Annotated in this window: 19 protein-coding genes and 2 tRNA genes; 8 read left to right on the top strand and 13 right to left on the bottom strand. The window is 69.4% G+C overall.

Annotated features, from left to right (window positions below; genetic code table 11):
• From EOW66_RS18540 to EOW66_RS18525, 4 genes are read right to left on the bottom strand one after another with little or no spacing between them, the layout of a single operon-like run.
• Positions 1-366: an ExbD/TolR family protein gene (locus tag EOW66_RS18540; RefSeq protein ID WP_338054890.1), complete on the bottom strand. Its 366-nt coding sequence runs from the start codon at positions 364-366 to the stop codon at positions 1-3.
• 3 nt (positions 367-369) lie between these two features.
• Positions 370-1,044: a MotA/TolQ/ExbB proton channel family protein gene (locus EOW66_RS18535; RefSeq protein WP_128157813.1), complete on the bottom strand. Its 675-nt coding sequence runs from the start codon at positions 1,042-1,044 to the stop codon at positions 370-372.
• A complete protein-coding gene (locus EOW66_RS18530; RefSeq protein ID WP_128157812.1) occupies positions 1,041-1,448 on the bottom strand; it encodes a hypothetical protein in 408 nt (135 codons plus the stop codon). Before EOW66_RS18530 ends, EOW66_RS18535 begins: the two co-directional genes overlap by 4 nt.
• Positions 1,445-3,547, bottom strand: coding sequence for a TonB-dependent receptor domain-containing protein (locus tag EOW66_RS18525; protein ID WP_128157811.1), 2,103 nt, complete (start codon positions 3,545-3,547; stop codon positions 1,445-1,447). The genes EOW66_RS18530 and EOW66_RS18525 overlap by 4 nt, the downstream gene beginning before the upstream one ends.
• Positions 3,548-3,736: 189 nt before the next feature.
• On the opposite strand from EOW66_RS18525, the gene EOW66_RS18520 reads away from it, so the two are divergent.
• From EOW66_RS18520 to EOW66_RS18505, 4 genes are read left to right on the top strand one after another with little or no spacing between them, the layout of a single operon-like run.
• Positions 3,737-4,780, top strand: coding sequence for a hemin-degrading factor (locus EOW66_RS18520; protein ID WP_206363745.1), 1,044 nt, complete (start codon positions 3,737-3,739; stop codon positions 4,778-4,780).
• Positions 4,777-5,631 carry a heme/hemin ABC transporter substrate-binding protein gene (locus tag EOW66_RS18515; RefSeq protein ID WP_128157810.1) on the top strand — a complete coding sequence of 285 codons (855 nt, stop codon included), beginning with the start codon at positions 4,777-4,779 and terminating at the stop codon, positions 5,629-5,631. The genes EOW66_RS18520 and EOW66_RS18515 overlap by 4 nt, the downstream gene beginning before the upstream one ends.
• Before the next feature lies 1 nt (position 5,632).
• Entirely contained in the window at positions 5,633-6,691 is a 1,059-nt protein-coding gene (locus EOW66_RS18510) for a FecCD family ABC transporter permease (protein ID WP_206363744.1), read from the top strand.
• A gap of 1 nt (position 6,692) precedes the next feature.
• Entirely contained in the window at positions 6,693-7,475 is a 783-nt protein-coding gene (locus EOW66_RS18505; RefSeq protein WP_128157808.1) for a heme ABC transporter ATP-binding protein, read from the top strand.
• A 68-nt stretch (positions 7,476-7,543) separates the two neighbouring features.
• On the opposite strand, the gene EOW66_RS18500 is transcribed toward EOW66_RS18505, so the two are convergent.
• The 7 genes from EOW66_RS18500 to lipB form a co-directional block, all read right to left on the bottom strand.
• On the bottom strand, positions 7,544-9,226 hold the full coding sequence (locus tag EOW66_RS18500) for a c-type cytochrome (protein ID WP_128157807.1): 1,683 nt from the start codon (positions 9,224-9,226) through the stop codon (positions 7,544-7,546).
• Between the two features lie 129 nt (positions 9,227-9,355).
• Positions 9,356-9,868, bottom strand: a complete 513-nt coding sequence (locus EOW66_RS18495; RefSeq protein ID WP_128157806.1) for a DUF2244 domain-containing protein — start codon at positions 9,866-9,868, stop codon at positions 9,356-9,358.
• An 80-nt stretch (positions 9,869-9,948) separates the two neighbouring features.
• A complete protein-coding gene (locus EOW66_RS18490) occupies positions 9,949-10,377 on the bottom strand; it encodes a DUF6691 family protein (RefSeq protein WP_113901112.1) in 429 nt (142 codons plus the stop codon).
• Positions 10,377-10,808, bottom strand: a complete 432-nt coding sequence (locus EOW66_RS18485; RefSeq protein WP_338054889.1) for a YeeE/YedE family protein — start codon at positions 10,806-10,808, stop codon at positions 10,377-10,379. The genes EOW66_RS18490 and EOW66_RS18485 overlap by 1 nt, the downstream gene beginning before the upstream one ends.
• 277 nt (positions 10,809-11,085) lie before the next feature.
• A complete protein-coding gene (gene ctaD, locus EOW66_RS18480) occupies positions 11,086-12,756 on the bottom strand; it encodes a cytochrome c oxidase subunit I (protein WP_128157805.1) in 1,671 nt (556 codons plus the stop codon).
• A 201-nt stretch (positions 12,757-12,957) separates the two neighbouring features.
• Complete coding sequence (locus EOW66_RS18475) at positions 12,958-13,362, bottom strand: c-type cytochrome (RefSeq protein WP_128157804.1); 405 nt, start codon at positions 13,360-13,362, stop codon at positions 12,958-12,960.
• A gap of 84 nt (positions 13,363-13,446) precedes the next feature.
• Positions 13,447-14,136: a lipoyl(octanoyl) transferase LipB gene (lipB, locus tag EOW66_RS18470; RefSeq protein WP_128157803.1), complete on the bottom strand. Its 690-nt coding sequence runs from the start codon at positions 14,134-14,136 to the stop codon at positions 13,447-13,449.
• 360 nt (positions 14,137-14,496) lie between these two features.
• Here lipB and EOW66_RS18465 point away from each other — a divergent pair.
• Both EOW66_RS18465 and EOW66_RS18460 read left to right on the top strand, forming a co-directional pair.
• Positions 14,497-14,583 (top strand) — tRNA-Leu (locus tag EOW66_RS18465).
• Positions 14,584-14,719: 136 nt separating this feature from the next.
• Positions 14,720-14,795: transfer RNA gene (locus EOW66_RS18460), tRNA-Val, on the top strand.
• A 59-nt stretch (positions 14,796-14,854) separates the two neighbouring features.
• Here EOW66_RS18460 and EOW66_RS18455 read toward each other — a convergent pair.
• Positions 14,855-16,435 (bottom strand): glucan biosynthesis protein, encoded by a 1,581-nt coding sequence (locus EOW66_RS18455; RefSeq protein WP_128157802.1) that lies wholly within the window; start codon positions 16,433-16,435, stop codon positions 14,855-14,857.
• A gap of 312 nt (positions 16,436-16,747) precedes the next feature.
• The gene (gene katG, locus EOW66_RS18450; RefSeq protein ID WP_128157801.1) at positions 16,748-18,919 is read right to left on the bottom strand and encodes a catalase/peroxidase HPI; all 2,172 of its coding nucleotides are present in this window, start codon (positions 18,917-18,919) and stop codon (positions 16,748-16,750) included.
• A 132-nt stretch (positions 18,920-19,051) separates the two neighbouring features.
• Between katG and EOW66_RS18445 the strand changes: the two genes are divergently transcribed.
• Together EOW66_RS18445 and EOW66_RS18440 are read left to right on the top strand one after the other, a co-directional pair.
• Positions 19,052-19,954, top strand: coding sequence for a hydrogen peroxide-inducible genes activator (locus tag EOW66_RS18445; protein ID WP_128157800.1), 903 nt, complete (start codon positions 19,052-19,054; stop codon positions 19,952-19,954).
• Between the two features lie 125 nt (positions 19,955-20,079).
• Positions 20,080-20,727, top strand: coding sequence for a helix-turn-helix domain-containing protein (locus EOW66_RS18440; RefSeq protein ID WP_113901087.1), 648 nt, complete (start codon positions 20,080-20,082; stop codon positions 20,725-20,727).
• The last annotated feature ends 276 nt before the right edge of the window (positions 20,728-21,003 follow it).

Here is a 21,003-nt window from a genome sequence, read left to right as displayed (position 1 = left end):
CTAGCCCAGCACCTGCACCCGGGCGCCCGGCACGCGGCGCAGGGTGGCGAGAAGATCGGCGAGCCGCTGGCTGCTGACGCCCGGGGCCAGCGCCACCAGAAGGCGGGGCGCGCTCTGCCCGGCCAGCGCCTCGGGCAGCGCGTCGGCGCCGAGGGCGCGGCCGTTCAGGCTGAGCCCGTCCTCGCTGAGCCGCACCAGCAGCGGCCGCGCGTCCGTCGTGGCCGCCCCCGCCGCGCCGGTTGCAAGCGGCAGCTCGGTGGTGCGGGTGAAGGTGGTGGCGAGCATGAAGAACATCAGCAGCAGGAAGATGACGTCGATCAGCGAGGTCATCGACAGCGGGCGGCGGCGGCGGGGACGCATGGCCATGGCTCAGCCCTGCACGGGAATGAGCGGGCGGGAGGCGGTCTCGGGCGCTTCGGGCAGCGCCGGGCCGCACAGCATCTCGACCATCAGCGCCGCACCCTGCGCCTCGCGCGCGATGCGGCTTTCGGTCCAGCTGAGAAACAGCGACACCGGCATCGCGATGCCCAGCCCCATCGCCGTGGTCAGCAGCGCGACCCAGATCCCGCCGGCAAGCTGCGACGGATCGACCGAGGCGCCGCCCGCCTGCAGGGTCTGGAACGCCTCGATCATTCCCAGAACCGTACCGAACAGGCCCAGAAGCGGCGCCGTCTGCGCGATCGCGTCAAGCAGGCGCAGCCCGGCCTCGGCGCGCGCGGCATGGGCCTCGGTCTCGGCCTGAAGACGGGGGCGCAGGGCCTCGGGCGCGCCCGCGGCCATCGTGCGCGCTGCGAGCCGCTCCAGCGCGCTGCGCCCCGCGGCAAGCCGCGCCATGGCAGCGCCGCGCTGGCCCGCCTGCCAGTCGGCGAGCGCCGCGGCAAGCGCCGGATGCGGGCCGACCCGCAGCGCGGCAAGGTCCCACAGCTTCCACAGCACCGCCGCCCCGGCGATCACCGAGATCGCCAGCAACAGCGCCACCACCCAGCCCCCGAGGGCCACGAAATCGGCAAGCGCCGCCTGCGCCGCCGCGAACCATCCGCTCATCCCGTCACCTCCATGCCGTCAACGCGCGAGGCGGGGGCGAGGGCGCCGATGCAGGCCCCCTCCGCCACGCCCTCGCAGCGCGTCGCGCCGTTGATCAGAACCTGGCCGATCGTGCCGCAGTCGGTGCCGGCCAGATCGAATTGCCGCAGCCGCGGCTTGCCCGCCGGCAGATCGCGGAAATCGAGCAGCATCAGCCGCTCGACCTCGCCCGCCCTGGTGAACACCACCGCCTCCAGCACCAGCGCCGAAAGATCGGCGCCGAGCCGGTTCTCGGCCAGAAAGCTCAGCCGGCAGGCCGCGCCCTCGGGCGCCGCACCGGCCAGCGTCAGCCCGAGCCGGGGGGCCTGCTGCGCGGCAAGCGGGGTCGCCGCCGCGCAACAGGCCGCCAGAAGCGCCGCCCTCACCACGTGATCGCCTTCGCCAGCGACAGCTTGACGTTGCGCCCGGGCGCATTGTCGAGCGACAGGTTGTTGCGATAGGCGCGGTCGAAGACGTTCTCGACGGCGAGGTTGACCTCGAGCCCCTTGAGCGCGCCGTCCTGCGGTGCCCAGGTGACGAAGAGGTCATGCACCGCATAGCCGGTGCCCGAGGTCGTGCTCGAGGCGGTGGTGATGCCCGAGAAGCCCTGCACCCGCCAGCCGGCGCGGAGGCCCTGATCGGGGAACTTGGTGCCGAGCGTCAGCGCGATGTTCTCGGCCGGCGTGTCGGTCAGGGTCTTGCCGGTCGCGTCGTCCTTTGACTTCACCTTCGAATAGGCGAGCTGGCTGAACCAGCGTTCGGCCTCATAGGCGGCCTCGATCTCGCCGCCCCAGATCTTCGCCGAGTCGATGTTGTGGAAATAGGGCACATTGACCGAGTTCGAGGGATTCGCCGCGATCAGGTCGGTGAGGTCGTTGTGGAAGAGCGTCGCCTTCGCGGTCAGGCTGTCGCCTTCGCTGAGCAGGCCCTGGGTCTGATAGGTCAGGCCGGCCTCGATCGTGGTCGCCTTTTCCTTGTTCAGGTTGAGGCTCGGCGTGCGGCCGGCGGCGCCGCGGCCGTCGCTCTGGTAAAGCTCGTCAAGCGTCGGCATCCGCTCGGTGCGGGCGACCGAGCCGAAGACGCCCCAGTTGTCGTTCAGCTCGTAAAGCGCGGCGATCTTCGGCGACACGGCGGTGCCGCTCTGATCGGTGCCGCCGGCGGCCGCGGCCGCGCTGTCGGGGCTCAGCCAGCTGCGATCGGCGCGCAGGCCCGGGGTGATCGTCAGCCGGTCCTTCCAGACGAATTCGCCCTGCACGTAGAGGCCGAGCTTGTCCTCGCTACCGCCCGGGTGGAAGGCCAGCGCGCCGAGCGAGGAGGTGGCGAAGCGGTTCTGGTGCGAGAGCTGCGCGCCGAAGGTGACGTAATTCTCCCAGGCGCCACGGCTCATCTCGACGGTGTTCTCGAGCTTGAGGGCGGTGGTCTCGTAGCTGGCGGTGTTCGGGCACAGCACCTGATAGCTGCCGGGCGAGCAATAGCCGCCGAGCGAGAAGTTGTCGCGCTCGGTCGAGGTCTTCGAATAGCTCAGCGTCGCGTTCAGGTTCAGCCACGGATTGCCCGCGCCCTCGTGCGCATAGGCAAGCGTCACGGTGTCGTCGATCGCGTGCAGGTCCGAGGTGCCGAAATAGCTTGCCACCGATCCGCCGGTCTGCGCCACAGCGGCCTTGTCGAGGTCGCTGTCGGTGCGCGACAGGCTGAAGGTCAGGCGCTGGTCCCCCGCCTCGCCGAAGTGGTAGTTGCCCTTGATCAGCCCCGACCAGCGCTCGCCCGCCGTCGCCTGGATGGTCTTGCCGTCGCCGTCCTCCATGTCGCCCGAGGAGCCGGTCGAGAAGCTGGCGAGCAGGTCGGCGTTCGCACCGAGCTTCTGCGCCAGCGTCACCGTGCCGACGGTGCCGTCGCCGTTGCTGTCATAGCTGCCCTTGAAGCGCAGCGCGCCGGTCTGGCCCTCGGGGATGAAATCGGTGGCGTCCTTGGTGGTGAAGTTCACCACGCCGCCGATCGCGCCCGAGCCGTAGAGGGTCGAGGACGCCGGGCCGCGCAGCACCTCGACACGCTTGTAAAGCTCGGGGTCGCCGAAGAACGAGCCGGTGCGATACTGCTCGAAGAACTTCACCGCGCCGTCGACGGTGACGATGATGCGGTTCTGGCTCGAGGTCTGCTCGGCATTGCCGATGCCGCGGATGTTGAAGGCCTGACCAAGGGCGCGCGCCGAGGCGCCCGCCGCCTGCACGCCCGGCACATTGGCGAAAAGATCGCCGATGCTGCGCGGCTGCTCGCGGTCGAGGTCTTGCTGATCGAGCACGGTCACCGCCTGCGGCGTGTCGATCGCCACTTTCGGCGTGCCCCAGCCGAAGACCAGCCGGCCGAGCAGGGTGAAGGCGCTTTCCGCCTCCTGCGCCGCAAGGGCGCCGGGCTGGGCGGCAATCAGCGCCGCAGTGGTGACGGTGAGCAGAAGGTGCCCGCGACGGGCGGAAGGCAAGCGTGCCATGGTGTCCCCTTTGTGTCTCTGCGGGGGGCTGGCACGAAGCTGGCGGTGCAGAATCTGGCTTGATCTCTCTGGCGACGGGCCTTAAGGAATCCGAGTGAATTAGTCAAGTATGTCTTCCGACATCTCATCGCGCCCAGCCGAGGCCCTGCCTCCCGCCAGATCCGCGCCTCCATCGACAAGAGGAACGCCATGGCCGCTGACGGCACCCTGACCCATCCCCTGACGAGCGATCGCATCCGCGCCCTGCGCGCCGAGGAGCCGAAACTGCGGGCGCGCGATTTCGCCGCCCGCCACGGCCTTGCCGAGGCCGAGCTGGTGGCCGCACAGGTCGGCCATGGCGCGACCCGGATCGCCGCCCATCCCGATCAGCTGATCCCGCTGGTGTGCACGCTGGGCGACGTGATGGCGCTGACCCGCAACGAGAGCTGCGTGATCGAGCGGCGCGGCACCTACGAGAAATACCACTCGGGCGCGCATGCGCAGATGGTTCTGGGTGACGAGATCGACATGCGATTCTTCGGCAAGCACTGGCTCCATGCCTTCGCGCTGGAAGACGGCGACAGCCGCTCGATCCAGGTCTTCGATGCGGCGGGCGATGCCGTGCACAAGGTGCATCTCAAGCCCGCATCCGACGTCGCGGCCTTTGCCCGGCTGGTCGGGGCGCTGCGGCTTGAGGACCAGTCCGACCGTCTGGCGCTCGAGCCCCGCACGCTGACCGAGGCGCCGAAGGGCGATGCCGCCCGCGTCGAGATGCTGCGCGCCGAATGGGCGAAGATGACTGACACGCATCAGTTCCTGCGCCTCGTCTCGAAGCTCAAGTTCAACCGGCTGGGCGCCTATCGCCATGCGGGGGAACCCTTCGCCGCGGCGATGGCGACCGAGTCGGTGGGGCTGCTGCTCGACCGCGTCGCCGCGTCGCAGACGCCGCTGATGATCTTCGTCGGCAATCAGGGCTGCATCGAGATCCACAGTGGCACGATCGAGACTGTCACCCCGATGGGGCCCTGGATCAACGTGCTCGATCCGCGCTTCAACCTGCATCTGCGCGGCGACCACATCGCCGAGGTCTGGCTGGTCGACAAGCCGACGAACAACGGCCCGGCGCTGAGCCTCGAGGCCTTCGACGCCGACGGCGGGCTGATCCTGCAGATCTTCGGCTCGCGCAAGCATGGCGGCATCGACGCCTTCAACGCGACGCTCGCCGGGCTGCCGCGCAAGGGGGCGGCGCAATGATCGGCGCGCGCCTTGCCGCGGCTCTGGCCGCGGTGCTGCTCGCCGCGCCGGCACTGGCCGCCCCGCCCGAACGGGTGGTCAGCCTTGGCGGCGCGGTGACCGAGATCGTCGTGGCGCTTGGCGCGCAAGACCGGCTGGTGGCGCGCGACAGCACCTCGGACTATCCGCCCTCGGTCACCGCGCTGCCCGATGTGGGCTATGTTCGCGCGCTGTCGCCGGAAGGGGTGCTGGCGCTTGGCCCTGACCTGATCCTCGCCGAGGCGACGGCGGGGCCGCCCGAGGCGATCGAGGTGTTGCGCGCCGCCGGCGTCGACTTCGTGACCCTGCCGGGCGATGCCTCGCCCGAAGGGGTGCTCGAGAAGATCGCGGTCGTGGGCCAGGCGCTCGGCCGCGAGGCGGCGGCGGCCGAGCTGGCCAGCAGCTTCCGCGCCCGGATGGCGGCGGCGGAACGTGCCGCGGCCGAGGTCGGGCAGCGCAAGCGCGTGCTTTTCGTGCTGGCGATCCAGGGCGGGCGGGTGATGGCGGGGGGCGAGGGCTCCTCGGCCGATGCGATCCTGCGCCTCGCCGGGGCCGAGAACGCCGCGACCGGGGTCTCGGGCTACAAGCAGATGACCGACGAGGCGGTGCTCGCGGCCGCGCCCGATGTGATCGTGATGATGGACCGCGAGGGCGATCTGGCGGTCACCGATGCCGATGTGCGGGCGCATCCGGCCCTTGGCGCGACGCCTGCAGCGCGGGCGGGCGCGGTGATCCGGATGGACGGCATGCTGCTTTTGGGCTTTGGCCCGCGCACCCCCGAGGCGGTCGAGGCCCTGCATGCGGCGCTGTATCCCCCGGCGGAGGGCGACTGAGATGGTGATGGCGCTCGACCTGCCGCGGCCGGGGCAGCCGCGGGCGGCGCGGCTGCGGCCGTGGCTGGTGGCGCTGCTGCTCGCCGCGGCGCTCGTGTCGGTGGGCAGCGGCGCCGCCGGCGTGTCGCTGCACGGCGTGCTGGGCGATCTGCTCTCGGGGCAGGGGATCGCGGCGCGCGACAAGGTGGTGCTGCTCGACATCCGCCTGCCGCGGCTGGCGATGGGGATCCTCGTCGGCGCCGGGCTTGCCGTGGCGGGTGCGGTGATGCAGGGGCTCTTCCGCAACCCGCTTGCCGATCCGGGCATCGTCGGGGTCAGCGCGGGGGCCGGGCTTGGCGCGGTGGCGGCGATCGTTCTGGGCGGGCTTTTGCCCGGGGCGCTGGTCGCGACCTTCGGGCAATACCTCGTGCCGGTCGCGGCCTTTCTCGGCGCCTGGGGCGCGACGCTGCTGCTTTACCGCGTGGCCAGCCGCGGCGGGCGGACCTCGGTCGCGGTGCTGCTGCTCGCGGGCATTGCGCTGGCCGCGATGGCCGGCGCGCTGACCGGGGTCCTGACCTATCTCGCCGATGACCGGCAATTGCGCGACCTGACCTTCTGGGGCATGGGCTCGCTGGCCGGGGCAAGCTGGCTGCGGCTCATTGCCGGGGCGGCGCTGATCGCGCCGGCGCTGGTGCTGGCGCCGCGGCTTGCGCGCGGGCTCGGTGCGCTGGCGCTTGGCGAGGCGGCGGCGGCGCATATGGGCACGGATATCGAGCGGCTGAAGCGGCACAGCGTGCTGGTCGTTGCGGCGCTTGCGGGCGCCTCGGTCGCGCTCGCGGGGGGCATCGGCTTCGTCGGCATCGTCGTGCCGCATCTGCTGCGGCTGCTGGCCGGACCCGGCCATCGCCGGCTGCTCGTCGATGCGGCGCTGCTGGGCGCGGCGCTGCTGGTGCTGGCCGATCTCGTCGCGCGCCGCGTCGTGGTGCCGGCCGAGCTGCCGATCGGCATCGTCACCGCGGTTCTCGGCGCGCCGGTTTTCCTGTGGATCCTGCTGCGCCGGCGCGGCTTCGGGGGGCTGTGACATGCTGCGCATCGCCGATCTCAACGTGCGCCTTGGCCGGGCCGAGGTGCTGGCAGGCATCGACCTGAATGCCGCGCCGGGCGAGGTGACGGTGATCCTCGGCCCGAACGGCTCGGGCAAGTCGACGCTTCTGCGCGCGGTCTCGGGCGAGATTGCCTATGCCGGCTCGGTGCGCCTTGCCGGCCACGAGGTGGCGCAGACTGCGCCCTGGCGGCTTGCCGCGCTGCGCGGCGTGATGGAGCAGGCGAGCACCGTCGCCTTCCCCTTCACCGTGGCCGAGGTGGTGCGCCTTGGCCTGCAAGCGGGGATCGAGGCGGGCGAGGAGATCGTCGCCGCGGCGCTGGCCGAGGTCGGGCTTTCCGCCCTTGCCCACCGGCCGATTCAGGAGCTGTCGGGCGGGCAGCAGGCGCGGGCGCATCTGGCGCGGGTGCGGGCGCAGGTCTGGCACCCCTCGGGCCATGCCGGGCCGCGCTGGCTCTTGCTCGACGAGCCGGTGGCCAGCCTCGACATCGGCCATCAGCTCGAGGTGATGGCGATCCTGCGCCGCTTTGCGCGGGGCGGCGGCGGTGTCGTCGCGGTGCTGCATGATCTGAACCTTGCGGCCCGCGTTGCCGACCGGATCGTGCTGATGGCGGCGGGGCGGATCGAGGCGGCGGGCCCGCCCGAGGCGGTGCTGCGCGACGAGCTGCTGTCGCGCGTCTACGGCTGCCCGCTGCGGGTCGGCGTGGCGCCGGCGCGCGGCCCCTGGGTGCTGCCGCCGCCGATCGAGGTCGGGGCGGACTGAGCCCCCGGGGCGCATGAAAAAAGGGGGCGGTCAGGCCGCCCCCTTCGTCGTTTTCGCGGTGCCGGCGCTCAGTTCGCCGCGCCCTCGGCCGCGATCTGCGCGCGCGCGACGTCGGTCAGCTTCGGCGAGACGCTTTCCGCCGCGCTCAGCCCTGCGGGCTTCGGCAGCGGCGCGCCAATGTCGCCCATCTTGCCCGCCGGCGTCGTCAGCCCGTAGGTGTTCGAGCCGCGCTGGAAGAAGCGGCGCGTGTCCGCGACCGAGCCGAGCCAGCGCGGGTCCTGCGGCCGCTGGTGGCTGTCGATGTAGAGCGCCACGTCCCAGGCGTCGGTATCGCTGAGATCGGCATTGCCGAGCGGCATGTTGTGCTTGATGAAGCCCGCGGCCTTTTCAAGGTCGTGCATCCCCGCGCCCCAGTTGAACGAGTTTTCGCCCCACAGCGGCGGGAAGGCGACGTGATCGCCGTTCTTCACCCCGGCGCCGTCGCTGCCGTGGCAGGCGGCGCAGCGCGCCTCGTAGACGGCCTCGCCGCGGGCGTAATCGGGTTTCTGCTCGGGCACCGGCAGATAGATATAGCCGCGCGGCTCGACGATCGCGTCCGAGGGGATGCCGGTCGCGAGCCACTTCATGTAGGTCTCGAGCGCGACCATCACCTTGCTGTTCGGCGCCGGCGCGGTGCCGTTCATCGAATAGGTGAAGCAGCCGGCAAGACGCTCGTAGAGCGTGTTCACATGCAGGTTCTTCGAACGATACTGCGGGAAGTCGACGGTGGTCGCCCAGATCGGTGCGGCATCGGCCTTGGCGCCGGCGTTCAGGTGGCAGTTGGTGCAGGCGAGGTCGTTGCCGACATAGGTGCCGCGCAGCTGCTGGGTGTTGATGAAGATGTCGCGGCCGAAGCGGATCATCTCGCCCTCGGGCCCTTCGGGGATCTTGTCGACCGAGGGCGGGGTGTGGGTATAGACCTTCGGGTTGTTGATCCGCTTTTGCTGCTTCTCATAGGCGGTCTGCGCGGCGGTCCAGTCGATGGCGTCGGCGAGCGGCGAGGCCTTCATCTTCGGCACGTCCCAGGCGAGGTTCGCCGCGGTGTAGCCGGTGACATGGCCCGCACTCGGGTCGAGCGTGGCGACGAAGGCCGCGAGCGCGGCGCGGTCCTCGGGCGTGAGCTTGCGCGCGACCGAGGCCATCAGCGCCACGGTGCTGTCATCCGAGGGCTGCGGGTCCTCGGCCAGCTGCTCGAGCCGGGTCATCACATAGGCGGGTTCCTGCCCGGCGATGCGCGGGAAGGTGGCGTTCTGGCCCTCGCCGTTCTGGCCGTGGCAGCTCGCGCAGGCGGGCACGCCCGCATCCCAGGCGCCATTGCGGAAGATCGCCTCGCCGCGGGCGACATCGGCGGGCGTGTCGGTCTCGGGCAGCGGCCAGTCCTGCTTTTCGGGCGAAAGCGCGGCGAAATGCGCGGCAAGCGCGTCGATCTGCGCTTCGCTCAGCTCGGGGGCGATGCCCGACATCGTGTCGCCGCGCCGGGTGCCGGCGGCAAAGCCGCGCAGCGCGCCGGCGAGAAAGCCCGCGTCCATGCCGGCGATCATCGGCGCGCCGACGTCGGCACTGCCGAGCCCGGTCTCGCCGTGGCAGGTGGCGCAGGCCGGAACGGTGTCGGTGCCCTCGGTGATCAAGGTGGTGATGTCGTCTCCGGCCTGGGCTGTGCTCGCGGCGAGCAGCAGCGTCAGGCCGGCAAGCGTCTGGCGACGGGCGTGCATGGCTGGACCTCCCTGTCCTGTCCCTGAAATGCGTGGTGCGATGTTTTGTCCTATTGGATCATGATCTGCCGGGGTATCGGGGTATACCCCTAGGGTGCCGCAAGGGCGGGCGATCTGCACGGAATATCATCAATCCATGGTTGCGCCGGGCCCCGCGGCGGCGCGTAGCGCGTCGAGCCGGGCGCTCAGCTCGGCATGGAGCGTGCGGCGCTCGGCGGGGGTGAGGAAGGCGCCGAGCTCGACCTCGCGCGGGCCGCCGGCAAGGGTCAGGTAATCGGCGACCGGCCCGCCGCTCGGGTGCAGGCGGGGGTGCACCCACCACGGGTTCGCCTGCCATTCGCGCGGCGCCGCATCGCGCGCAAGCCGCGTGAGGGTGATGCGGTCGGGGCTCAGCTCCAGCCGCTCGACGATTTCGCCGGCCCGCCACGACCGGCCAAGCGCGACCCAGAGCGCCCAGAGCGTGGCGCCGATGAAGGGCAGCAGGCCCCAGAGCACCGGCGAGCCGAGCGCGGCGAGCAGCGGCAGGCTGAGCAATGCGGCGGTGATCGAGATGAAGGTGACGAAGCCCGCGGGCGGCAGCGAGCGATGGGGCCAGAGCAAGAGCCTGACCTCGGGCGCGGAACCTGACCAGCGGTAGGGCATTGGGTGCCTCATACGATCGCGCCCTCCAGCCTAGGCGGGAGGGCGCGATGCGGCAAGCCTGCAAGGCCCCCGGGGGAGGATCAGGCCGGTTGCAGGCTGCGCCGGGCGGCGAGGCGGGCGTGCACGATCATGCCGCCGGCCATCGCGAGGGTGAAGGAGAGGCCGGTGACCCCGCTCCAGCCGAGCGAGGCAAGCGCCGGGCCGGGGCAGAAGCCCGCCAGCGCCCAGCCCGCGCCGAAGAGGACCGAGCCCGCGACGAGGCGCGCGTCGATGCGCGGGGCCGGGGCCGGCGGGAAGGCCGCACCTGAAAGCGAGCGGCGGGCGCGCGCGGCGATGCGCCAGGCAAGCACCATCGGCAGCACCGCGCCGCCAAGCACGAAGATCAGCGTCGGGTCCCAGGCGCCGGCGAGGTCGAGAAAGCCCTGCACCTTCGCCGGATCGGTCATCCCCGAGACCAGCAGCCCAAGGCCGAAGAGGGCGCCCGAAAGGGCGGAAATCACGAGACGCATCAGATCGCTCCGAGCAGATGGCGGACAAGGAACAGGGTGACGAAACCGGCGCCCAGATAGACGAGGGTGGCGACGATCGAGCGCGGCGCGAAGCGCGCCATGCCGACGACGCCATGACCCGAGGTGCAGCCGTTCGCCATCCGCGTGCCGATGCCGACCAGCAGCCCCGCCAGCACCACGAGCGGCAGGTCGCGCGACTGACCGAAAGCCGGCGCGCCGAAGGCGAGGGCGGCAAGCGCCGGCGCCGCGATCAGCGCCGCGACGAAGGCAAGCCGCTCGCGCGCCGGATCCTCGCCCGCCAGCAGCGTGCCGAGGATGCCGCTTGCGCCGAGGATGCGGCCGTTGCCAAGCAGCAGCAGTGCCGCCGAGGCACCGATCATCAGCCCGCCGGCAAGGCCGGCGATCCAGTCATGGGGAATCATCGCAAACATCGCGGTCCTTTCGTTCCTGCACTGGAATCTGGGGCGGGGCAGGGACCAAGTCCACCATGCGCGGCAAATAAGGACCACGGCACGCGGCCGGGCCGGGGCGCCGGAACCGGGTTCGGCGCACCGGCGCGATGCGGAACGATCAGCTGCGAAAATGGTGCCCGTCCGGGTCATCGTTCCGCCGAAGCGGCGCGAATGTCCGCTCTCCGACATGTTTTTCCCGCCAGATGGCAAAAGGCCCCGGGGCTGCCGGTGCCTTTCTCTTTTCCGTGTCAAAGCCTCAGTGTCTGTGGACGTGGTCCCAGTCCTCGCGCTTCGGCAGTTGCTCGAAGGTGTGCTCGGGCGGCGGGCTCGGCAGCGTCCATTCGAGCGTGTCGGCGTATTCGTTCCAGTAATTCGCCTTCGCCACGCGCCGTCCGGCGAGCAGCGTCCAGGCCATGATCCCGAAGAACAGCAGGAACGAGGCGAAGCTGATGAAGGCGCCGATCGAGGAGACCTTGTTCCAGGTGGCGAAGGCCTCGGGGTAGTCGATGTAGCGCCGCGGCATGCCCTGCCGGCCAAGGAAGTGCTGCGGGAAGAAGATCAGGTTCGAGCCGATGAACATCATCCAGAAATGCAGCTTGCCCGCCCATTCGGGGTATTGCCGCCCCGACATCTTGCCGATCCAGAAATAGATGCCGGCGAAGATCGCGAAGACCGCGCCGAGGCTCATCACATAGTGGAAATGCGCCACGACATAGTAGGTGTCGTGATAGACCCGGTCGAGCGGCGCCTGGCTCAGCACCACGCCGGTCACGCCGCCGATGGTGAACAGGAACAGGAAGCCGAAGGCCCAGAGCATCGGCGTCTTGAACTCGATCGAGCCGCCCCACATCGTGGCGATCCAGCTGAACACCTTTACGCCCGTGGGCACCGCGATCACCATGGTCGCCAGCATGAAATAGCTCTGCTGCGTCAGGCTGAGGCCGACGGTGTACATGTGGTGCGCCCAGACGACGAAGCCCAGGACCCCGATCGCCACCATCGCATAGACCATCGGCAGATAGCCGAAGATCGGCTTGCGCGCGAAGGTGGCGATGACGTGGCTGATGATGCCGAAGCCCGGCAGGATGATGATGTAGACCTCGGGGTGGCCGAAGAACCACAGGATGTGCTGGTAAAGGATCGGGTCACCGCCGCCCGCGGGGTTGAAGAAGGTGGTGCCGAAGTTGCGGTCCATCAGCAGCATGGTGATGGCACCGGCAAGCACCGGCAGGCTGAGCAGGATCAGCCAGGCGGTGACGAAGACCGACCAGGCGAAAAGCGGCACCTTGTGCAGCGTCATGCCCGGCGCGCGCATGTTGAGGAAGGTGGTGATGATGTTGATCGCGCCGAGGATCGAGCTTGCCCCCGAGACATGGACGGCAAAGATCGCCAGATCCATCGAATAGCCGCCTTCCGAGGTCGACAGCGGCGGATAGAGCACCCAGCCCACCCCCGCGCCGGTCTGCCCGCCGCCGCCCGGGGCGAAGAACGAGGCGATGCCGAGCGCGACGCCCGCGACATAAAGCCAGTAGCTGAGGTTGTTCAGCCGCGGGAAGGCCATGTCCGGCGCGCCGATGTGCAGCGGCATGAAGTAGTTGCCGAAGCCGCCGAAGAGCGCCGGAATCACCACGAAGAACATCATCAGCACGCCGTGATAGGTGATCATCACGTTCCACAGATGGCCGTTCGGCGTGCAGGGCTGGCTCGGGTCGGCGATCAGCCGCGCCCCTTCCTCGCACATGTATTGCACGCCGGGGTTCATCAGCTCGAGCCGCATGTAGACCGTGAAGCCGACCGAGATCAGCCCGACAAAGGCTGCGGTGATCAGGTAGAGAACCCCGATGTCCTTGTGATTGGTGGACATGAACCAGCGCGTGAAGAAGCCGCGGCTGTCATGCGCACCGCCGTGAAGGGCTGCGTCCGCCATGTATTTCCTCCCTGTGCTGCGGCCGGGTCTCCCCTCCCGTTTGTGCCGCATGAGGGGAGCCTAGGGTGCAATTTCGCGCCGGGCAACGATTTCGAGAGAGGGGATGCGAAAAAATGTCGCAGCTGCGCGGGGGGCAGGGGGCGCGCAGGCAAAGGCCCGGGCGGATCGCGCCGCCCGGGCCCCGTCGGGAAGATCCCGATCTTACTTCTTGACCGAGGCCAGGTAGGCTGCGACCTGCTCGCCGCCCTTCGGCAGCTTGAAGGTCATCTTCGAGGCGCCGGTGCCGCCGTGGCTGTCGATGAACTTGGTCGGATCGACGACATATTCGGCGATCAGCGCCTCGTCCCAGACAAGGCCGGCGGCCGCGGCGCCCTTGATGCCGTCGCCGTAGTTGAAGTCGGGATAGCTCGCGGCCGGGCGGCCCACAACGCCGTAAAGGTTCGGGCCGACCTTGCCGCCCTTGACGATCGCGGTGCCGTCATCGGCAACGATCGAGTGGCAGGCCTTGCACTTGGTGAAGAGCTTGGCACCGGCTTCGACATCGTCCGCGAAGGACGGGGCGGCGAAGGCGACGGCGGCGAGAGTGACGTAGAGGCTGAGCTTCATCGCGGGTTCCTTGGTTCTTGTCTCGGCCCGGGGTCCGGCCGGGCTGGCTGCTCTTAGGCAGCCGGTCCCCCTCAATACCACGGGTCAAATGGTCGCGTTATTCAATTCTTCGCATGAAACCCGCGGGGTGTCGAAAATTGCGACGAAAGTCTTGTGCAGCGCGGCGTCGAGATCGGCCATTGCCACCGGCAGGCCGAGGTCGACGAGCGAGGTCACGCCGTGATCGCGAATCCCGCAGGGCACGATTCCCGAAAAATGGCTCAGATCCGGCTCGACGTTGATCGAGATGCCGTGGAAGCTGACCCAGCGGCGCAGCTTCACCCCGATCGCGGCGATCTTGTCCTCGGCCATGGCGCCATCGGGCCCGCGCGGCCGGTCGGGGCGGCTGACCCAGACCCCGACCCGGCCCGGGCGGATCTCGCCGGTCACGTTGAACTCGGCCAGCGCCGCGATCACCCAGCGTTCGAGATCGCGCACGAAGCAGCGCACGTCACGGCCGCGCCGGTTCAGGTCGAGCATGACATAGACCACCCGCTGGCCGGGGCCGTGATAGGTGTATTGCCCGCCGCGCCCGGCCGCATGGACCGGGAAACGGTCCGGCTCGACCAGATCCTCGCGCCGGGCCGAGGTGCCGGCGGTGTAGAGCGGCGGATGCTCGAGCAGCCAGATCGCCTCGTCCGCCTCGCCGCGGGCGATCTTGGCCACGCGGTCCTCCATGAAGGCGAGCGCCTCCTCATAGGGGACGAGACGGTCGGACTGGATCCATTCGGGCATCGGCACCTCCTGCGGCTGTCCCCGAGGTAGGGGAAGACGCCCCTTGTCTCAAGGGGATTCACCGGCGGCACCGGCACGCGGGCGGGGCCCGGGAATGATCCGCGCGAGGCGGGACGGATTCGCGGTGCAGGCACGGGCACGGGCACGGGCACGGCGGCGGGGCAGGCCCCGGCGCGGCGCGGTGGCCCGCGGGCTGCCCTCATGTCGCCCTGAAACGGAATTTTCCAAGGAACATTGGGGGTTTGCGGGGTGGCGCGCAGACCGTCGCGTTTTTTTCGCAAAGAAATGCGGGGAAGCGAAATTTTCCGCTTTTCATTCCCGGCGGGCTCCGCTAAATGCCTCTCCACCAAGCCAGAACGTGCGGTTGTGGCGGAATTGGTAGACGCGCAGCGTTGAGGTCGCTGTGGGGTAACTCCCGTGAAAGTTCGAGTCTTTTCAACCGCACCATTCTAAACCCCCGGGGGCGCAAGCCCCCGGGGGTTTGGTTTTTCGGGCGGGCGTTTCCAGAAGGTTTGACGCCGGGCGCCGATCACGGGGCAGGGCTTGCATGCCGCCGCGCCGTCGTTCTAAGAACGGCGCAGCCGGGTGATTAGCTCAGTTGGTAGAGCGCCTCGTTTACACCGAGGATGTCGGGGGTTCGAGTCCCTCATCACCCACCAGTCCCCATCCGAGGCCGGTCGCGGCCGCCAGACATAGTCGCGCCGGCGGCCGCCTGTCGTCAGTTCGCCTCGAACTGATAAAGCCAGGTCTCGGTCAGCGGCTTGCCGTCGAGCTCGAGATACATCCGCAGGTCGACCACCGTGCCCGGCGACACCTCGAGATCGAAGTTGCCGCGCCAGACGTTGCCGTTCGGCACCGGCTCGGCGAAAGCGCGGCTGATGGCGCCGGCGCTCGCGCTCGCCACCACCTTCGGGAAAACGCCATAGGGGATCTGCGTCATCACCGAGGGCCGGTCGAACTCGACCGCGAAATGGTGCACGTTCGCCGGCCGCTCATGGCCGGGCTGGCCGCCGCGGCCGATCCGGGTGGCAATGGTGCGCGCGATGTTGGTCGCCGGGAAGGGCTCGTCGCTCAGCCAGTAGAGCCGATAGTGCAGGTCATAGCTCGCCCCCTTCAGCGCCGGCCCCTCGGGCACCCAGAAGGCGCCGATGTTGTCGTTGATCTCGTCGTCGGTCGGGATCTCCATCAGCTCGATCGCGCCCTTGCCGAGCGGCTTGATCGGCTCCACCCACAGGCTCGGGCGGCGGTCGTAGAAAACGCCGTCGAGGAAGTGGTCGAAAGTGCGGTCGCGCTGCAGCAGGCCGAAGCCGCGCGGGTTCTCGTCGGCGAAGGCCGAGATCCGGGTCTCGTCGGGGTTGTTCAGCGGCCGCCAGATCCGCTCGCCGGCGCCGGTCCACATCGCGAGCCCGTCCGAATCGTGCACCTCGGGGCGCCAGTCCTGCATCCGGCCCTTGCCGTATTCGCCGAACCAGAACATCGAGGTCAGCGGCACGAGGCCGAGCCGCTCGACATCGGCACGCAGGAAGACCTTGGCCTCGATCTCCATCACCACGCCCTTCGAGCGGTCCAGCCCGCGGGTCATGCGGAAGCGGTAGGCGCCGGTGACGCTCGGCCCGTCGAGCAGCGCGCAGACGGTGACCGGGGTGTCGGGCGTCGAGCCCGGTTCCTGCGCGATGTAGAACTCGCGGAAATCGGGGAATTCCTCGGGCAGCGCCGAGGCGGCATTCAGCACGATGCCGCGGGCGGAAAGCCCGTATTGGCCATCGGCCCCGATCGCGCGGAAGTAGGAGGCGCCCTGGAAGGCGACCCAGTCCTGCCGCACCCAGTCCTCGGTCTGATACCATTCCTGCAGCCGGAAGCCCGCGAAGCCCGCATCCGAGGGCAGCTGCCGCGCCGGGTTGTCGGCCGGCATGTCGAAGAGATCCGGGCTGTAGCGGATCTCGCTCGCCATGCCGGCCTCGACGAGGAACATCTGCACCCGCTTCGGCGCATACATGCCGAGCGGGAAGAACTCGAGCGGATAGCCCTGTTCCTTGCCGGTATCGGGCTGGCCGGAGAAGAGCGCCCTCTGCGTGCGGAAGACCAGCTCGCCGTGGCGGGCGTAGTTGATCTGCTGCACCACCGCCGGGTCGGGCATCAGCGGCGGCACATAGGCGCCGCCGGCCATCTTCTGCGCCCGGGCGATCAGTGCATCATAGGAGAAGGGCTGCGCGTCGGGGGCGGCGAGGGCCGCGGCCGAGGGCAGGATCAGGGCGCCGGTGAGGAAGGTTGCGCCCTGCAGGAAAGTTCGTCTGTTCATGGTTGTGATCTGCGTTGAGATGCGTCGCGCGCACCATATTTCCGGGCGGCGATCTTGTGCAGATGAAAGCGTGCGGGCGGCGATCACGGCGCGGTCATTGTGGCTTTCGCGCCCGGGCGTCAGGGGGTGCGAGCGGTCGCGAAGTGTGCCGCTGCGGGGGAGCGAGCGGACGGGCGCCTGATCTGCATTGATTTCGGGCAGATGGGGTGGTGGTGCGGCGATGCGCGCGGCCGGTGCGGGCCGACTCGGGCGCGTGGGGGCAGGGGCGCGCAAGGGGACGGGCGCCGCGGTTGCGGCGCCTGTCCGTGTCTCTCACCGGGCGAGGTCGAAGCGGTCGGCCTCCATCACCTTGGTCCAGGCGGCGGCGAAGTCATGCACCACCTTTCCGGCATTGTCGTCCTGGGCGTAAAGCTCGGCATAGGCGCGCAGGATCGCGTTCGAGCCGAAGACGAGGTCGAGCCGCGTCGCCGTCCATTTCACCGCGCCGCTCTTGCGGTCGCGGATCTCGTAATGCTCGCCCGCCTTTACCCAAGTGTTCGCCATGTCGGTCAGGTTGACGAAGAAGTCGGGCGTCAGCGCGCCGACCCGGTCGGTGAGCACCCCCTGCGCCGATCCGCCGTGGTTCGCGCCGATGACCCGCAGCCCGCCGAGCAGCACCACCATCTCGGGCGCGCTCAGCCCCATCAGCTGGGCGCGGTCGAGCAGCAGCTCCTCGGGGGCGACGACATAGTCCTTCTTCAGCCAGTTGCGGAAGCCGTCGTGGATCGGTTCGAGCGGGGCGAAGCTCTCGGCGTCGGTCATCGCCCCGGTCGCATCGCCCCGGCCGGGCGAGAACGGCAGATCGAGCGCCACGCCGGCGGCGGCGGCCGCCGTCTCGACGCCGACATTGCCGGCAAGGACGATGGTGTCGGCCAGGCTTGCACCGGCTTCCGCGGCCAGCGGTTCGAGCACCGCCAGCACCTTCGCCAGACGCGCGGGCTCGTTGCCCTCCCAGTCCTTCTGCGGCGCGAGCCGGATCCGCGCGCCATTCGCGCCGCCGCGATAGTCGGACTGGCGGAAGGTGCGGGCGCTGTCCCAGGCGGTGGCCACGAGCTCGGCCGTGCTCAGCCCCGAGGCCGCAATCCTCGCCTTCAGCGCCGCCACGTCATAGCCCGTCGGGCCCTGCGGCACCGGGTCTTGCCAGATCAGATCCTCGGCCGGCACCTCGGGCCCGATGTAGCGCGCCTTCGGCCCCATGTCGCGATGCGTCAGCTTGAACCAGGCGCGCGCGAAGGTGTCGTTGAAATAGGCCGGATCGGCGATGAACCTCTCACAGATCGCGCGATAGACCGGGTCGAGCTTCATCGCCATGTCGGCGTCGGTCATCATCGGGTTGTGGCGCTTGCCGGGGTCGGAGGCGTCGAGCGGCTTGTCCTCTTCCGCGATCGCGACGGGCTCCCATTGCCAGGCGCCGGCGGGCGATTTGCTCAGCTCCCACTCATGGCCGAAGAGCATGTCGAAGAACCCCATGTCGAAGACCGTGGGATGCGTCGTCCAGGCGCCCTCGAGCCCCGAGGTCACCGCATTCGCCGCCTTGCCGTGCTGGTTCGGGTTCGCCCAGCCGAGGCCCTGCATCTCGGGGCCGGCGCTTTCGGGATCGGGGCCAAGGGCGGCGGCCGAGCCGTTGCCATGGGTCTTGCCCACGGTATGCCCGCCCGCGGTCAGCGCCGCCGTCTCCTCGTCGTTCATCCCCATGCGGGCGAAGGTCTCGCGCACCTGGGCCGCGGTCTTCAGCGGGTCGGGCTTGCCGTTCACCCCCTCGGGGTTGACGTAGATCAGCCCCATCTGCACCGCGGCGAGCGGGTTCTCCATGGTCTCGGGCTTGTCGACGTCGCTGTAACGCTCGTCCGAGGGCGCCAGCCATTCCTTCTCGGCGCCCCAATAGGTGTCGATCTCGGGCGCCCAGATGTCGGCGCGGCCAAAGCCGAAGCCGAAGGTCTTCAGCCCCATCGTCTCATAGGCGACGGTGCCGGCCAGCAGGATCAGGTCGGCCCAGCTGACGGCATTGCCGTATTTGCGCTTGATCGGCCAGAGCAGCCGGCGCGCCTTGTCGAGCGAGACGTTGTCGGGCCAGGAGTTGAGCGGGGCGAAGCGCTGGTTGCCGGTGCCGCCGCCGCCGCGCCCGTCCGCGGCGCGATAGCTGCCCGCCGCGTGCCAGGCCATGCGGATCATCAGCCCGCCGTAATGGCCCCAGTCGGCCGGCCACCAGTCCTGGCTGTCGGTCATCAGCGCCGCCAGATCGCGCTTCAGTGCCGCGACGTCGAGGCCCTTCACCGCCTCGCGATAGTCGAAGCCCGCCAGCGGGTTCGTCTTGCTGTCGTGCTGGTGCAGGATCTCGAGCTTGAGGGCATTCGGCCACCATTCCATCACCGAGCGGCCCTCGCTGGTGATCGCGCCGTGCATCACCGGGCATTTGCCGGCGGTCTTCATCTCGTTGCCGTCCATTGTCTCCTCCAAGGCTTGGGTCGTGATCTGAAAGGGGCCGGCGCTGCGTCCGGTTCCCCGATGGATGCAGGCTAGCGGAGGTGTGAGATAAAGGATAATTGCATTTCCTTACGTCATTGATAAGTTCACCTGATGAATCCACTGACGATGAAACACCTGCGCTATTTCGAGGCGCTGGCGCGGCTGGGCCATTTCGGCCGCGCGGCCGAGGATTGCGCGATCACCCAGCCGGCGCTCTCGATGCAGATCCGCGAGCTCGAGCAGATCGTCGGTGCGCCGCTGGTCGAGCGCGCGGCGCGGCAGATCCGGCTCACCGCCCTTGGCGAGGATTTCGCCGCCCGCGCGCGCGAGATCCTGCGCGCGGTCGACGAGCTGGGCGACCTTGCCCGCGCGGCGCGCGGCAGTCTGGCCGGCCGCTTCCGGCTGGGCGTGATCCCGACCGTCGCGCCCTATCTGCTGCCGCGCATCATCCATGCCCTGGCCGAGACCCACCCGGGCCTCGATCCGCGCCCGCGCGAGGCGGTGACTGGCAAGCTGATTGCCGATCTGCTCGCGGCGCGGCTCGATGCGGCGATCGTCGCGCTGCCGGTTTCCGAGCCCGCGCTCGACGAGGTGGCGCTGTTCGACGAGGAATTCGTCCTCGTCCGCCCGCCCGCCGATGCCGGCAAGCCGGTACCAAGCGCCGAGAAACTGCGCGAGATGCGGCTTTTGCTGCTGGAAGAGGGGCATTGCTTCCGCGATCAGGCGCTGTCCTTTTGCAAGATTCCGCCTTCGGCGCCGCGCGCGCTGATGGAAGGCAGCTCGCTTGCCACGCTGGTGCAGATGGTGGGGGCGGGGATCGGGGTGACGCTGATCCCCGAGATGGCGGTGCCGGTCGAGACCCGCTCGGCCGAGGTTTCGATCGCGCGCCTGCCCGAGCCGCGGCCGCGGCGCACCATCGGCATGGTCTGGCGCCGCTCCAGCCCGCTTGCCGATCAGCTGGCGGGCATCGCCGCGATCGTGCGCGGCGTCGGCTGCGGCGAGGGGGCAGGCTGAGGCGCTCTTTTGCGGTTTCGCGCCGGCCGGGCATGGACAGCGGGCCGCGAAACCGCGACAAAGCAAGGGAAATTGGTCGCGGGCCCCGGCCCGGGGCACACGGGGATTGCGGAAGGAATTTGGGCATGGCCGGAAAGAGCGCTGCAACCGAAGAGCGGCTGTCGCAGAACCCGCACGCGGTGCGCGAGACGCGCGAGAAGAACCTCGAGGTGGCGATCGGCCGTCAGGTGCGCGAGCTGCGCAAGCGGCAGCGGATGACGGGTTCCGATCTGGCCGCGCAGACCGGGCTGTCGGTCGGCATGCTCTCGAAGATCGAGAACGGGGTGATCTCGCCCTCGCTGACCACGATCCAGTCGCTCGCCCATGCGCTGCGGGTGCCGCTGGTGCAGCTCTTTTCGGGCTATGAGGAGCCGCGCGGCTGCATGCATGTGAAGGCGGGCGAGGGGGTCGAGATCGAGCGCGCCGGCACCCGTGCGGGGCATCAGTATCACCTGCTCGGCCATATCGGCTCGAACAATTCGGGCGTGGTGGTCGAACCCTATCTGATCGTGCTGACGACCGAGAGCGACCGCTTCCAGACCTTCCAGCACGAGGGGATCGAGATGCTCTACATGCTCGAGGGCGTGGTCGACTACCGCCATGGCGAACAGGTCTATCGCCTCGAGCCGGGCGACACGCTGCTCTTCGATTCGGATGCGCCGCATGGGCCCGAGGAGCTGATCGCGCTTCCGGCGCGGTATCTGTCGATCATCACCTATCCGCAGGTGGCGTGAGGGTGGGGTCCGGGCGGGGGATCTGCCCGGAATTTTGGCTTGTGCGGGGCGGGGTGCGGGGGGACGTGCCCAAAAACCCGGCACGGCTTGCACCGGAGGAAATTCTTCTTCCTGAGGTGCAAAATAGATTGTGAAGAAAATAAATTGCCTGATAGTCAATCCGTGACGGCTGAAGCCGAAGCTGAACGGAGAAGACCATGTGTGGCATCGTTGGCCTCTTTCTGAAGAAGGACGCTTTGCGGCCCCGGCTCGGGGACATGCTCACCGACATGCTGA

It is taken from the genome of Paenirhodobacter huangdaonensis (assembly GCF_004022465.1).
Classification (GTDB): Bacteria; Pseudomonadota; Alphaproteobacteria; order Rhodobacterales; family Rhodobacteraceae; genus Rhodobacter; species Rhodobacter huangdaonensis.
This window is presented reverse-complemented; position numbering and strand designations above follow the sequence as displayed.